This window comes from Enterococcus faecalis, from assembly GCF_029024925.1.
Lineage (GTDB): Bacteria > Bacillota > Bacilli > Lactobacillales > Enterococcaceae > Enterococcus > Enterococcus faecalis.
The window spans coordinates 1,537,627-1,550,943 of record NZ_CP118962.1 but is presented as its reverse complement, the minus strand read 5'-3'; the positions used below and the strand labels follow the sequence as shown (position 1 = coordinate 1,550,943).

At 36.8% G+C, this 13,317-nt stretch carries 15 protein-coding genes; 14 read left to right on the top strand and 1 reads right to left on the bottom strand.

Features of this window, described 5'->3' with window-relative positions; translation table 11 throughout:
* Positions 1–79 precede the first annotated feature (79 nt).
* The 9 genes from PYW42_RS07620 to PYW42_RS07580 all read left to right on the top strand — a co-directional run bounded on the left by PYW42_RS07620 (position 80) and on the right by PYW42_RS07580 (position 7,713).
* Positions 80–934, top strand: coding sequence for a phosphate ABC transporter substrate-binding protein PstS (locus PYW42_RS07620; RefSeq protein ID WP_002357298.1), 855 nt, complete (start codon positions 80–82; stop codon positions 932–934).
* A 122-nt stretch (positions 935–1,056) separates the two neighbouring features.
* Positions 1,057–1,977 carry a phosphate ABC transporter permease subunit PstC gene (gene pstC, locus PYW42_RS07615; RefSeq protein WP_002357299.1) on the top strand — a complete coding sequence of 307 codons (921 nt, stop codon included), beginning with the start codon at positions 1,057–1,059 and terminating at the stop codon, positions 1,975–1,977.
* Positions 1,977–2,861 carry a phosphate ABC transporter permease PstA gene (gene pstA / locus PYW42_RS07610; protein ID WP_002357300.1) on the top strand — a complete coding sequence of 295 codons (885 nt, stop codon included), beginning with the start codon at positions 1,977–1,979 and terminating at the stop codon, positions 2,859–2,861. The genes pstC and pstA overlap by 1 nt, the downstream gene beginning before the upstream one ends.
* Positions 2,862–2,877: 16 nt before the next feature.
* Positions 2,878–3,687, top strand: a complete 810-nt coding sequence (pstB, locus tag PYW42_RS07605) for a phosphate ABC transporter ATP-binding protein PstB (protein WP_002357302.1) — start codon at positions 2,878–2,880, stop codon at positions 3,685–3,687.
* A 10-nt stretch (positions 3,688–3,697) separates the two neighbouring features.
* Complete coding sequence (pstB, locus tag PYW42_RS07600; protein ID WP_002357303.1) at positions 3,698–4,456, top strand: phosphate ABC transporter ATP-binding protein PstB; 759 nt, start codon at positions 3,698–3,700, stop codon at positions 4,454–4,456.
* A 14-nt stretch (positions 4,457–4,470) separates the two neighbouring features.
* The gene (gene phoU / locus PYW42_RS07595) at positions 4,471–5,148 is read left to right on the top strand and encodes a phosphate signaling complex protein PhoU (protein ID WP_002357304.1); all 678 of its coding nucleotides are present in this window, start codon (positions 4,471–4,473) and stop codon (positions 5,146–5,148) included.
* 209 nt (positions 5,149–5,357) lie between these two features.
* A complete protein-coding gene (liaX, locus tag PYW42_RS07590) occupies positions 5,358–6,959 on the top strand; it encodes a daptomycin-sensing surface protein LiaX (protein WP_002364070.1) in 1,602 nt (533 codons plus the stop codon).
* Positions 6,960–7,033: 74 nt separating this feature from the next.
* Entirely contained in the window at positions 7,034–7,357 is a 324-nt protein-coding gene (locus PYW42_RS07585; RefSeq protein ID WP_002357306.1) for a PspC domain-containing protein, read from the top strand.
* A complete protein-coding gene (locus PYW42_RS07580) occupies positions 7,357–7,713 on the top strand; it encodes a phage holin family protein (RefSeq protein WP_002357307.1) in 357 nt (118 codons plus the stop codon). Before PYW42_RS07585 ends, PYW42_RS07580 begins: the two co-directional genes overlap by 1 nt.
* A gap of 35 nt (positions 7,714–7,748) precedes the next feature.
* On the opposite strand, the gene PYW42_RS07575 is transcribed toward PYW42_RS07580, so the two are convergent.
* Positions 7,749–8,711 (bottom strand): GIY-YIG nuclease family protein, encoded by a 963-nt coding sequence (locus tag PYW42_RS07575; RefSeq protein WP_002364069.1) that lies wholly within the window; start codon positions 8,709–8,711, stop codon positions 7,749–7,751.
* A 209-nt stretch (positions 8,712–8,920) separates the two neighbouring features.
* Between PYW42_RS07575 and hprK the strand changes: the two genes are divergently transcribed.
* From hprK to PYW42_RS07550, 5 genes are all read left to right on the top strand, one after another.
* Entirely contained in the window at positions 8,921–9,856 is a 936-nt protein-coding gene (gene hprK / locus PYW42_RS07570; RefSeq protein WP_002357309.1) for an HPr(Ser) kinase/phosphatase, read from the top strand.
* Positions 9,857–9,873: 17 nt separating this feature from the next.
* Positions 9,874–10,707 (top strand): prolipoprotein diacylglyceryl transferase, encoded by an 834-nt coding sequence (gene lgt, locus PYW42_RS07565; RefSeq protein ID WP_002381830.1) that lies wholly within the window; start codon positions 9,874–9,876, stop codon positions 10,705–10,707.
* Positions 10,708–10,775: 68 nt separating this feature from the next.
* Entirely contained in the window at positions 10,776–11,798 is a 1,023-nt protein-coding gene (locus tag PYW42_RS07560) for an NAD(P)H-dependent glycerol-3-phosphate dehydrogenase (RefSeq protein WP_002357312.1), read from the top strand.
* An 11-nt stretch (positions 11,799–11,809) separates the two neighbouring features.
* Entirely contained in the window at positions 11,810–12,706 is an 897-nt protein-coding gene (gene galU, locus PYW42_RS07555; RefSeq protein ID WP_002357314.1) for a UTP--glucose-1-phosphate uridylyltransferase GalU, read from the top strand.
* A 177-nt stretch (positions 12,707–12,883) separates the two neighbouring features.
* Complete coding sequence (locus tag PYW42_RS07550) at positions 12,884–13,315, top strand: DUF948 domain-containing protein (RefSeq protein ID WP_002364066.1); 432 nt, start codon at positions 12,884–12,886, stop codon at positions 13,313–13,315.
* Positions 13,316–13,317: the final 2 nt, after the last annotated feature.

The following is a 13,317-nucleotide window of genomic DNA, read 5'->3' as shown; positions in this document are numbered from 1 at the left end:
TGATAACTTATAATTTTCAAGTCCTACATATAATGGTAAAATAGAATAGATTGAAATTAATTGGAGGAATAATGAATCGATGAAAAAAAGATTGCTATTATTTATTGGTTTGGCAAGTATACTTACTTTGACAGGATGTGCAAAATGGATTGATCGTGGTGAATCCATCACAGCGGTAGGCTCATCAGCTTTACAACCATTAGTAGAGACAGCGAGTGAGGAATATCAAAGCCAAAATCCGGGAAGATTTATTAATGTCCAAGGTGGCGGAAGCGGAACAGGTTTGAGTCAAGTCCAATCTGGCGCGGTAGACATTGGTAATTCTGATTTATTTGCAGAAGAGAAAAAGGGCATCAAAGCGGAAGACTTAATTGATCATAAAGTTGCTGTCGTTGGGATTACACCAATCGTTAACAAAAATGTCGGTGTCAAAGATATCTCAATGGAAAATTTAAAGAAAATCTTTTTAGGTGAAGTAACAAACTGGAAAGAACTTGGCGGAAAAGACCAAAAAATTGTTATTTTGAACAGAGCGGCCGGTAGTGGTACGCGCGCTACTTTTGAAAAATGGGTCTTGGGAGATAAAACAGCCATTCGTGCGCAAGAACAAGATTCCAGCGGCATGGTTCGTTCCATTGTTTCTGATACACCAGGAGCGATTAGTTATACCGCATTTTCATATGTTACTGATGAAGTAGCTACGTTAAGTATTGATGGTGTTCAGCCAACAGATGAAAATGTAATGAACAATAAATGGATTATTTGGTCTTATGAACACATGTACACTCGTAAAAATCCAAGTGATTTAACCAAAGAGTTTTTAGACTTTATGTTGTCAGATGATATCCAAGAACGTGTGATTGGTCAATTAGGGTATATTCCTGTTTCGAAAATGGAAATTGAACGGGATTGGCAAGGAAATGTCATTAAATAATTCTCTTAACACAAAATTTACAAACTTAACATAAAATTTACATGTTATTAAAAACAAATTGATGTAAAAAAGGTACACTATTTTTATCTGTAAAAGTTGGATTGTTTGAGGAGGAAATATTCTTGGAAGATGTACAGAAAAAATTATTAACAAAATCGAAAAGAGCCAAGATGGAGCAACGAGGGAAATTTATTAGTTTCCTATGTATTGCCTTAATTGTAGCAGTGGTTGTTTCAATTTTCTATTTTGTTGCAAGTAAAGGACTTGCTACATTCTTTAAAGATAAGATTAATGTGTTTGATTTCTTATTTGGAACAAACTGGAACCCAAGTGATATCGGCGCAGACGGTAAACCCATGGTTGGGGCTTTACCGATGATTGCGGGTTCCTTTATTGTAACGTTTTTGTCAGCGATTGTTGCGACACCATTTGCGATTGGAGCGGCTGTTTTTATGACAGAAATTTCACCTAAAAAAGGAGCAAAATTTTTACAACCAGTTATTGAATTACTTGTAGGGATTCCCTCTGTTGTTTATGGATTTATTGGTTTATCTGTCATTGTTCCTTTTGTCCGTTCAATCTTTGGCGGAACTGGCTTCGGTATTTTAGCTGGTACGTTTGTGCTATTTGTCATGATTTTACCAACGGTTACTACGATGACCGTAGATGCATTAAAAGCTGTACCTCGACATTATCGTGAAGCGTCGTTGGCGCTTGGTGCTACGCGTTGGCAAACGATTTATAAAGTTGTCTTGCGGGCAGCTGTGCCTGGTATTTTAACTGCGGTTGTCTTTGGTATGGCTCGTGCGTTTGGTGAAGCCTTAGCAATCCAAATGGTAATCGGAAATGCAGCTGTGATGCCAACTAGTTTGACAACACCAGCTTCGACACTAACAAGTATTTTGACAATGGGGATTGGGAATACAATTATGGGAACAGTTGAAAACAACGTTCTTTGGTCTTTAGCCTTGATTCTATTGTTGATGTCTTTACTATTCAACATTGTTATCCGAATTATCGGTAAGAGAGGAGCCTTAAAATAATGAATGCAAAAAAAGCAGATAAAATCGCAACAGGTATCTTATATGCCGTATCTGGCGTCATTGTTTTAATTTTGGCGGCCTTACTGATTTACATTTTAGCTAGAGGAATTCCACATATTTCGTGGGAATTTTTAACACAACCATCCAGAGCCTATCAAGTTGGTGGTGGGATTGGTATTCAGCTTTTTAACTCACTATATTTACTATTGATTACAATGATTATTAGTATTCCAATTTCATTGGGTGCTGGAATTTACTTATCGGAATATGCGAAAAAGAATTGGTTAACTGATTTAATTCGTACCTCGATTGAAATTTTAAGTTCATTGCCTTCCGTTGTTGTCGGGCTGTTCGGCTTCTTGATTTTCGTTGTACAAATCGGATATGGCTTTTCAATCTTATCAGGTGCGTTAGCATTAACATTTTTTAACTTACCATTATTGACTAGAAATGTTGAGGAATCTTTGAAAGCCATTCATTATACACAGCGTGAAGCGGGGTTAGCCTTAGGTCTTTCACGTTGGGAAACAGTTAAAAAAGTTATTTTGCCAGAAGCATTACCAGGAATTTTGACAGGTGTTATTTTGAGTTCTGGTCGGATTTTCGGTGAAGCCGCTGCGTTAATTTATACAGCAGGACAAAGCGCACCTGCCTTAGATTTCAGTAATTGGAATCCATTGAGCGTTTCAAGTCCAATTAGCATTTTCCGTCAAGCGGAAACGTTGGCTGTGCATATTTGGAAAATTAATACCGAAGGAACGATGCCAGATGGCGCTGCGGTCTCAGCAGGTGCCTCCGCTGTGTTAATTTTAGTAGTTTTACTTTTCAATTTCGGCGCTCGTTTTATCGGCAACCGTCTTTATAAGAGAATGACATCAGCTTAATGTTAGGGGAATTAGCATGAAAGAATACAATTTAAATGATACCCATTTACTTCAACTAGATAGCCAAAAAGACCCGATTGCGTTACACACGGAAGACTTACATGTCTTTTACGGGGACAATGAGGCTATCAAAGGTGTTGATTTGCAATTTGAAAAGAACAAAATAACCGCCTTAATTGGACCTTCTGGTTGCGGTAAATCCACGTATTTACGTTCGCTAAATCGTATGAACGATGGCATTGCCAATTCACGTGTTACTGGAAAAATCATGTATAAAGATGTCGATGTCAATACGAAAGAAGTTGACGTCTACGAAATGAGAAAACGCATTGGCATGGTTTTTCAGCGGCCCAATCCATTTAGTAAATCTATCTATGAAAATATCACATTCGCATTGAAACAGCATGGTGAAAAGGATAAGAAAAAATTAGATGAAATCGTTGAAACAAGTTTGAAGCAAGCCGCACTTTGGGATCAAGTGAAAGATAACTTAAATAAAAGCGCCTTAGCTCTGTCTGGTGGGCAACAACAACGTTTGTGTATCGCTCGGGCAATTGCGATGAAACCAGATATTTTATTGTTAGATGAACCGGCAAGCGCGTTAGATCCGATTTCAACAGGAACGGTTGAAGAAACGTTAGTGAATTTAAAAGATGATTACACGATCATCATTGTGACACATAACATGCAACAAGCGGCGCGGATTAGTGACTATACAGCTTTCTTCTATATGGGTAAAGTCATTGAATACGACCATACAAGAAAAATCTTTACACGACCAAAAATTCAAGCAACGGAAGACTACGTTTCAGGACATTTTGGTTAGGAGGAGCAAGATGGGCAAAGAAATTATTTCATCAAAAGATTTACATTTATATTACGGGAAAAAAGAAGCATTGAAAGGTATTGATTTAACTTTTAATCAAGGAGAATTAACTGCCATGATTGGTCCTTCTGGTTGCGGGAAGTCAACGTATTTACGTTGCTTGAATCGTATGAATGATTTAATCCCAGACGTAACTATTACTGGAAGTGTCGTCTATAAAGGAAAAGATATTTATGGACCGAAAACAGATAACGTTGAATTACGTAAAGAAATTGGCATGGTTTTCCAACAACCTAATCCATTTCCGTTTTCAGTTTATGAAAATGTGATTTATGGCTTGCGCCTAAAAGGAGTCAAAGACAAGCAAGTCTTAGATGAAGCAGTTGAAACCAGTTTGAAAGCTGCTGCCGTTTGGGAGGATGTCAAAGATAAACTTCACAAAAGTGCACTTTCACTTTCTGGTGGACAACAACAGCGGGTTTGTATCGCTCGTGTTTTAGCTGTGGAACCGGATATTATTTTATTAGATGAACCAACTAGCGCCTTGGACCCAGTTTCTAGTGGTAAAATTGAAAACATGCTGTTAACATTAAAAGAGAAATATACCATGATTATGGTGACACATAATATGTCACAAGCATCACGGATCTCTGATAAAACGGCCTTCTTTTTACAAGGTGATTTAATTGAATTTAATGACACGAAAAAAGTATTTTTAAATCCAAAAGAAAAACAAACAGAAGATTACATTTCTGGTAAATTTGGTTAAAAGGGGGAAAAAGAATGTTACGGACACAATTTGAAGAAGAACTATTGAATCTGCACAATCAATTTTATGAAATGGGTATGATGGTTAGTAGTGCCGTCCATAAATCCGTGAAGGCATATATTAATCATGATAAAAAATTGGCTCAAGAAGTGATTGATCGCGATATTGAAATTAATGATATGGAAGTCAAACTTGAGAAAAAGAGTTTTGAAATGATTGCGTTACAACAACCAGTGACAACAGACTTACGTATGATTATTACTGTTATGAAAGCTAGTTCGGATTTAGAAAGAATGGCGGACCATGCCGTTTCAATTGCTAAATCAACGATTCGCTTAAAAGGAGAAACACGTATTCCTGAAATTGAAAAAGAAATTTCAGATATGTCTGATTATGTGAAAAAAATGGTGGATAATGTTTTAATCGCCTATGTTAAAACGGATCAAAAAGATGCACGAATGATTGCACAAATGGATGATCGTACTAATGAATATTTCGATAGTATTTACAAACATGCCGTAGAAGCAATGAAAGCTAATCCAGAAACGGTCATTAGCGGAACTGATTATCTACATGTGGCACAATACTTGGAAAGAATTGGCGACTATGTCACAAATATTTGTGAGTGGATTGTTTACTTGGCAACTGGTAAAATTACCGAATTGAATAGTAATCGTGACGAACAATTTTAAGAAAAACAAATAAAAAAAACTAGGAGACGGCCTTTTTTAGACCAATTCCTAGTTTTTTTAGCGTAAAATGAACTGATTTTATAAAACTAGTCCTTACTAATGAGAAGAAATCGTTCTTAAGTCCTATGACAAATGATCAAAAACAAGGCATAATAATGCATGTAAGGAAAACACTATTGAGTGAAAAATTTGCTAAGGAGGCAATATCCATGAAAGAAAGAGAACGCGTATTAGAATTAGTGAAAAAAGGTATTCTAACGTCAGAAGAAGCGTTAATTTTATTAGAAAATATGGCAACTGAAAAAGATGAAAAACAAATCGAAAAAGCTGCTGAAAAAGTCGATACACAAAATATTGGAACAACAAATAAAGAAGATCAAGTCGCAGATTTAATGGATGCATTAGAAAAAGGCGAATCAGAAGGACCTACTGTTGATCCGTTTGAAGAAAATACACAGGACAGTGCAGAAAAAGATCGTGAAAACTTAGAAAGAATTCTTGATGAGTTAGCAACAAAAGCCAATCGTGCTTCGGCTGAATTGGACGAAGTCAACGCAGAAATTGCCGGCATCAAAGAAGAAATTAAAGAAGTCGTAGAAGAAATTGGAACATTAGATACAAAAGAAGAGTTAGATGCATTAACAGAAGATGAACAAGTTCAACGAAAAGACTTGCACGTTTTACTTGCACAATTAGAAGAAAAATTAGCGACTCAAAGTACTGAAAAAACAGCACTGGAAGAAGAACTAAAAAACATTCGCAAAGAACAATGGAAAGGTCAATGGAATGATACAAAAGAAAAAGTTTCTTCTCAATTCTCTGAAGAGTGGAAAGATCAAGCCACAGACACCTTTAACCAAGTCGGCGGCAAAGTTGCCGAAGTTGGCGGCCAAGTGGGAGAATTCTTGAAAAAAACATTTAATTCTTTCAGTGATACCATGAATGATAATGTGGAATGGAAAGACATTAAAATGAAAGTTCCTGGTGTGGCAACAACTAAGTTTGAACATGAATTTAACTATCCAAATCCACAAGCAAGTTTAATTGATGTCAAGGTAGCAAATGGTACCGTGGTTTTCAAAACTTGGGATCAAGAAGATGTGAAAGTCGAAGCAAAAATCAAATTATATGGTAAAATGGCAGGAGATTCACCAATGGAAGCTTTCTTAGAACGAAGTGACATTGATGTGGATGATGAAACGATTTCTTTCCAAGTGCCAAACAAACGGGTGAAAGCAGATTTAACGTTCTATTTACCAAAACGCACTTACGATCATGTATCTGTTAAATTATTAAACGGAAATGTCTTAGTAGAAGAGTTAACAGCGAAAGATGTTTACACAAAATCAACGAATGGGACGATTACGTTTAAAAAAATTGATGCAACTATGTTAGAAATTGAAGGTGTGAATGGTGAAATTAAAGTCCTAGAAGGAACGATTTTAGATAACATTATTGAAACAGTCAATGGTGATGTGTCTATTTCCGCGGCACCAGAAAGTCTAAGTGTCTCTCTGATTAATGGAGATATCCGCATTACAGCTAAAGAAAAAACGCTTCGCCGTGTTGAAGCAAGCTCTGCAAATGGGAATATCAAGTTGGCCTTGCCAAATGACTTAGGCGTTGAAGGGCAAGTGAAAACGAATTTAGGTAGTATTAACAGCCGTTTAACAGATATTGAAGTTGTCCGTGAAAAGAAAGATCGCGGCAATCAACAATTACATTTTAGACGTGTACTGGAAGAATCAATGGCTCAAATTAATGCTTCTACAACAACGGGAAGTATTTTCCTAAAAGATACGGATAAATAATTAATAATTTTAAGCTAGATGGGCTGACGAATCAGCCTTTCTAGTGTAAAATTTAGTAGACGAGGTGAAAACATATGAAAAGAAAACTAACAAAATCTCCGAATAACGTGGTTTTAACAGGAAGCTTAGCTGGGATTGCTGATTGGCTAGGAATTGACCCAACAATTATTCGTGTCGTTTATGTCTTGCTCAGCTTTTTCTCAGCAGGATTTCCAGGCATTCTCTTATACATTGCCTTAGCAGTCTTGATCCCTTCTGGAAGAACAGGAAGCGATCGCGGCTACGGCCATCAAAATCCTTATAATAGAAATGTTCGCAATGAAAATCCTTATGCTGCCAATAAAAAGCAACGTAAAGAAGCAGAAAAAATTGATGATGACGAATGGAGTGACTTTTAATGACATATTTTCAGCGATTGGTTGTTAATACACTGACATTCATTTCTTTATCAGTTGTTTTTCCTGGCATGATTCATGTGAGAGGCATAATGCCTGCAATTATTGCCGCCTTTGTTCTCTCAATCCTAAATATGTTGGTGAAACCAGTCTTAACAATCTTGTCGCTCCCATTTACTTTATTAACGTTTGGTCTATTTAGCTTTGTTGTCAATGCAGCGATTTTACAAATGACCTCGTTTTTTGTGGGGGAAATGAACTTTGGCTTCTCAAGTTTTTGGGCAGCGGTGCTAATGGCTGTAATTATGTCAATTGTCAATACGATCGTTACGGATCACAATTTATCGAAATATGAATAAAAAAAGCCTGAAGAACGTAGCATAAAATGCGTTCTTCAGGCTTTTTCGATGGTTAAATTTTCTAGGTGACATTCTGGATGGCGGCTGATATAGCCATATAAAATGTTTAAAAAATCAACTTGTTGCTTCGAGTAATGCTCAATTGTTTTCGGTGATTTTTTGGGCATGATTTTTTTTGCTAGTTCAAGCGGTGAATATTTTTGAAACGTTTGTTTAGTTACAACACGTGTTGCTACCACCAAGCCTTGGTAAATTAAATAGTATTTGATTTTTTTCTGACAAGGTAACCACATCAGTTGCCAATCTCGTTGGTTAGCTTGACTAATTCGTTGATTTTGGTTTGCAAAGCGCGTCAAAAAGAGCCAATCTTCTTTGAGTTTTGCCGCTTTTTCGAAGGCTTGTTTTTCAGCAGCTTCTTGCATTTGTTGAGCAATTCGTTTGATTGGTTCTCGTCCTTGATTATGGAAAAAGTCGAACAATTCTTGTTGAAATAGTTCGGTCGGAATGGCACTCTCTTTTTGAAAGGTTTGATGCCAATAGTTGGTTGGGACGAGATCGTAGATACTATCCAAAATTATTTTTAAACGGTTTAATTTTCGGCGAATCGAATAAGGACCAAAACAGTTCTCTTTAGTGGGAATATTTAAGAGTTTAATCTCTAATTGCCGCTCATTAACGGCTACTGATACATAAGAATATTGTTCATAAGCATTCATTTGGCGATTGTAGCGCGGCCGATACTGTTGAATCAGTTGACATTCTAGAAGGAGCGCATCCAATTCTGTGTCAGTATGGAGAACATCGAAGTCTATAATTTGTTTGACTAAACGCATCGTCTTTCGAGAATGTTGATTACTATTAATAAAATAGCTCGACACGCGATTTTTTAATTTTTTGGCTTTACCCACATAAATAATTGTGTCGGTTGCGTCTTTCATTAAATAAACACCCGGTGTTAACGGTAATTGATGGGCTTTTTCCTTTAAATATTCTTTCATAAGTTTCCTCTTTTCTTAAAAGGATCGGCTTCAAGTATACAAAGTTTTCTGAAATAGTCAAGTGACAAAAATAGCATAGATAATTTCAAAGAAAAATAGTTTCATTTTTTTGAAATATGATAATTCTAGGAATTATCTAGTGAATAGCTAGAAACTTGTATTTTTAAATGATAAAATATAACAAGTAGCAGAAAGGACTGACATTCGATATGACAGAAGTGGTAAAGATTTATCAACTGGTAGAAAATCTTTCTTTAGAAGTAGTCTACGGAGATGAAGAAAGCTTAAATAGAACAATTAAAACTGGTGAAATTTCCCGGCCAGGCTTAGAATTAACTGGGTATTTTAATTATTATTCCCATGATCGTTTACAATTATTTGGGAGCAAAGAAATTACCTTTGCGGAACGAATGATGCCTGAAGAGCGTTTATTAGTGATGCGCCGTTTATGTGCGAAAGATACTCCAGCCTTTATAGTATCCAGAGGACTAGAAATCCCCGAAGAATTGATTACAGCAGCAAAAGAAAATGGGGTTTCTGTATTACGTTCACCGATTTCAACTTCCCGTTTATTAGGGGAGCTATCCAGTTATTTAGATGGTCGCTTAGCTGTTCGGACAAGTGTCCATGGGGTTTTAGTTGATGTTTATGGACTTGGTGTTTTGATTCAAGGAGATAGCGGTATTGGTAAAAGTGAAACAGCTTTAGAGCTTATTAAACGTGGACATCGGCTAATCGCAGACGATCGTGTCGATGTTTATCAGCAAGATGAATTAACCGTGGTGGGAGAGCCACCAAAAATTTTGCAGCATTTAATTGAAATTCGTGGTATCGGAATTATTGACGTCATGAACCTGTTTGGAGCTAGTGCGGTCCGCGGCTTTATGCAAGTTCAATTGGTCGTTTATTTAGAGGCATGGGAAAAAGACAAGAAATATGATCGTCTTGGTAGTGATGATGCAATGGTTGAAATAGCTAACGTTGATGTCCCTCAGATTCGTATTCCTGTTAAGACCGGCCGAAATGTGGCCATTATCATTGAAGTAGCAGCAATGAACTTCCGCGCGAAAACAATGGGCTATGATGCAACAAAAACGTTCGAAGAGCGCTTAACCCGTTTGATTGAAGAAAATTCAGGAGAATAGAAGGAGAAGATGTGATGATGTTAGCTCAAGTAAATTCAATTGCATTTCGCCTTTTCGGTATTCCCGTCTATTGGTATGCAATTATTATTGTTTCAGGGATTGCTTTAGCTGTTTGGCTAAGTAGTCGTGAAGCCGTTCGTGTTGGTTTAAAAGAAGATGATGTCTTTGACTTTATGCTCTGGGGATTACCTGCAGCAATTGTTGGCGCGCGCTTGTATTACGTCGCTTTTCAATGGCAAGATTATGTAGACAATCCGATTGAAATTTTCTTTACTCGAAATGGTGGCTTAGCGATTTATGGTGGTCTTATTGGTGGGGGACTGGCGCTGTTTTTCTTTACGCGTCATCGTTTCATTTCTACATGGACTTTTTTAGATATTGCTGCACCAAGTGTGATTTTAGCGCAAGCAATTGGTCGCTGGGGCAACTTTATGAATCATGAAGCCTATGGGCCAGCGACCACCAGACAATTTTTAGAAAATCTCCATTTACCAACGTTTATCATTGATAACATGAATATCAACGGAACGTATCATCAACCAACATTTTTATATGAATCTGTCTGGAATGTTTTAGGCTTTATCGTTTTAGTGTTATTACGCAAAAAGCCACACTTTTTAAAAGAAGGCGAAGTCTTTTTAGGTTATATAATATGGTATTCTTTCGGCCGTTTCTTCATCGAAGGCTTACGGATGGATAGTTTGTATGCGTTTAGTAACATTCGTGTCTCACAATTGTTGTCTTTAGTGATGTTCGTGGCAGCAATTGTTATTGTGATCGTTCGTAGAAGAAATCCCAATTTGAAATTTTACAATCGGGAGAAACAAAAGAAAAAAATAACAACTTCTTAATCCAACTTGATCGAAGAATATGGTAAACTAAAGAAGTAACGTTGTTTAGCGAAAGGAGAGTTTCACCGATGAAACAAAAAGTCGCTGTTTTAGGTCCAGGTTCCTGGGGGACAGCTTTAGCTCAAGTATTAGCCGAAAATGGACACGAGGTCTGTATTTGGGGAAATAAACCAGAGCAAATCGATGAAATAAATACAAAACACACCAACAAACATTATTTACCAGAATTAATCTTACCTACTTCAATTCAGGCAACCACTGATTTAGCCACTGCTTTAGTAGATGTGGATGCGGTACTGTTTGTGGTACCAACTAAAGCCATTCGTTCAGTAGCACAAGAAGTGGCCCAACATTTAAAAACAAAACCAATTATTATTCATGCAAGTAAAGGGCTCGAACAAGGTACACATAAGCGGATTTCAGAAGTGATAGCGGAAGAGATTCCAGCAGAAAAACGGCAAGGGATTGTGGTTTTATCTGGTCCAAGCCATGCAGAAGAAGTCGCTGTTCATGACATTACAACCATTACAGCAGCAAGCGAAAATTTAGCAGACGCTGTGTATGTGCAAGAGTTGTTTATGAATGATTACTTTAGAATTTATACGAATGATGATGTGATTGGTGTAGAAACAGGGGCGGCCTTAAAAAATATTATTGCTTTGGGCGCCGGAGCGATTCATGGCTTAGGCTTTGGTGATAATGCCAAAGCGGCAATTATGACTCGTGGTTTAGCAGAAATTAGTCGTTTAGGGGTTGCGATGGGAGCAAACCCATTAACATTTATTGGTTTAAGTGGTGTTGGGGATTTAATTGTTACTTGTACAAGTGTCCATTCTCGAAATTGGCGTGCGGGTAATTTATTAGGAAAAGGCCATAAGTTAGATGAAGTCTTAGAAAACATGGGCATGATTGTGGAAGGTGTTTCAACAACTAAAGCAGCCTATGAATTGGCACAACAACTAGAAGTCGAAATGCCAATCACAGAAACAATCTACAATGTCTTGTACAATGACGAAGATGTACAACAAGCAGCAAAAGAAATCATGTTGCGCGATGGCAAAACCGAAAACGAATTTACACTTGATTTTTAGGAGGAAAAAAGATGAAAGTTAAAAAGGCAGTTATTCCAGCAGCTGGGTTAGGAACACGTTTCTTGCCGGCTACCAAAGCGATGGCAAAAGAAATGTTACCGATTGTTGATAAACCAACGATTCAATTTATCGTAGAAGAAGCACTAGCTTCAGGAATCGAAGATATTTTAATTGTGACAGGCAAAGCCAAACGTCCGATTGAAGATCATTTCGATTCAAATGTTGAACTAGAAAATAACTTAAAAGAAAAAAATAAAACCGATTTATTGAAATTAGTCGAAGAAACAACGGATGTTAATTTACATTTTATTCGTCAATCCCATCCGAAAGGCTTAGGACACGCTGTTTTACAAGCGAAAGCATTTGTTGGCAATGAACCTTTTGTCGTGATGTTAGGCGACGATTTAATGGAAGATAAAGTGCCATTAACGAAACAATTAATGGATGATTACGAACAAACACATGCTTCGACAATTGCGGTAATGAAAGTACCCCATGAAGATACTTCAAAATATGGTATTATCAACCCAGAAAAAGAAATCGAAAAAGGACTATACAATGTCGAGAATTTTGTTGAAAAACCAAAACCCGAGGAAGCACCAAGTGATTTAGCGATTATCGGCCGTTATTTATTAACCCCTGAAATTTTTGATGTACTTGAAAATCAAAAGCCAGGCGCTGGTAACGAAATTCAGTTAACAGATGCGATTGACACTTTAAATAAAACACAACGCGTTTTTGCTCGTGAGTTTAAAGGAGAACGTTACGACGTTGGCGATAAATTTGGGTTTATGAAAACAAGCATTGAATATGGTTTGACTCATCCAGAAGTAAAAGATAATTTACGAGAATACATTATTAATTTAGGTGCTCAATTAGCGAAAAAAGAGCAACCAAAAGAAAAATAAATAAAAATAAGCGTAAAATTTCAATTCGTTAGAAGGAAATTTTACGCTTATTTTCTTAAAGAAAAGGGCATGAGAATTTTATAAAATAAATTGTCATTCTTAGCTTTATGAGTTGTGAAAAATATAAGTTGGTGTTATCCTAAGATTATAAATAAAATTTCAGAGGGGAGTAATGATATGTCAGGTGGGGAAATTGCTGCCTTAATTGCAGCGGTAGCATTTGTTGTTTTAGTCATCTTTTTAGTACTTGTGTTATATAAAGTTTCTCAAGTTGTTTCAAAAATTGAAGATACAATTGATGAAACAAATACAACAATCAAAGTCGTGACTAGCGATGTGAATGTATTGAGTCGCCAAGTGGAAGGCTTGCTTGTTAAAAGCAATGAACTATTGACAGATGTGAATCAAAAAGTGGCAACGATTGATCCGTTGTTTACGGCCGTTGCTGATTTAAGCGAAAGTGTCTCTGAATTGAACACCTCAAGTAAACATTTGATTACAAAGGTAGGAACCGTAGGGAAAAGCACAGCGAAAGCTGGTTTAGTGAGTAAAGTAGGCGGTTCTGCTTTTAGAGCAATGCGTTCAAAAAATAAAAAAACAAATAACTAATT

What these genes read in the sequence shown, in the direction of transcription:
- PYW42_RS07620 (WP_002357298.1), top strand. Translation starts at nt 80, where the DNA reads ATGAAAAAAAGATTGCTATTATTTATTGGTTTGGCAAGTATACTTACT.
- pstA (WP_002357300.1), top strand. Translation starts at nt 1,977, where the DNA reads ATGAATGCAAAAAAAGCAGATAAAATCGCAACAGGTATCTTATATGCC.
- pstB (WP_002357302.1), top strand. Translation starts at nt 2,878, where the DNA reads ATGAAAGAATACAATTTAAATGATACCCATTTACTTCAACTAGATAGC.
- pstB (WP_002357303.1), top strand. Translation starts at nt 3,698, where the DNA reads ATGGGCAAAGAAATTATTTCATCAAAAGATTTACATTTATATTACGGG.
- phoU (WP_002357304.1), top strand. Translation starts at nt 4,471, where the DNA reads ATGTTACGGACACAATTTGAAGAAGAACTATTGAATCTGCACAATCAA.
- liaX (WP_002364070.1), top strand. Translation starts at nt 5,358, where the DNA reads ATGAAAGAAAGAGAACGCGTATTAGAATTAGTGAAAAAAGGTATTCTA.
- PYW42_RS07585 (WP_002357306.1), top strand. Translation starts at nt 7,034, where the DNA reads ATGAAAAGAAAACTAACAAAATCTCCGAATAACGTGGTTTTAACAGGA.
- PYW42_RS07580 (WP_002357307.1), top strand. Translation starts at nt 7,357, where the DNA reads ATGACATATTTTCAGCGATTGGTTGTTAATACACTGACATTCATTTCT.
- PYW42_RS07575 (WP_002364069.1), bottom strand. Translation starts at nt 8,711, where the DNA reads ATGAAAGAATATTTAAAGGAAAAAGCCCATCAATTACCGTTAACACCG.
- hprK (WP_002357309.1), top strand. Translation starts at nt 8,921, where the DNA reads ATGACAGAAGTGGTAAAGATTTATCAACTGGTAGAAAATCTTTCTTTA.
- lgt (WP_002381830.1), top strand. Translation starts at nt 9,874, where the DNA reads ATGTTAGCTCAAGTAAATTCAATTGCATTTCGCCTTTTCGGTATTCCC.
- PYW42_RS07560 (WP_002357312.1), top strand. Translation starts at nt 10,776, where the DNA reads ATGAAACAAAAAGTCGCTGTTTTAGGTCCAGGTTCCTGGGGGACAGCT.
- galU (WP_002357314.1), top strand. Translation starts at nt 11,810, where the DNA reads ATGAAAGTTAAAAAGGCAGTTATTCCAGCAGCTGGGTTAGGAACACGT.
- PYW42_RS07550 (WP_002364066.1), top strand. Translation starts at nt 12,884, where the DNA reads ATGTCAGGTGGGGAAATTGCTGCCTTAATTGCAGCGGTAGCATTTGTT.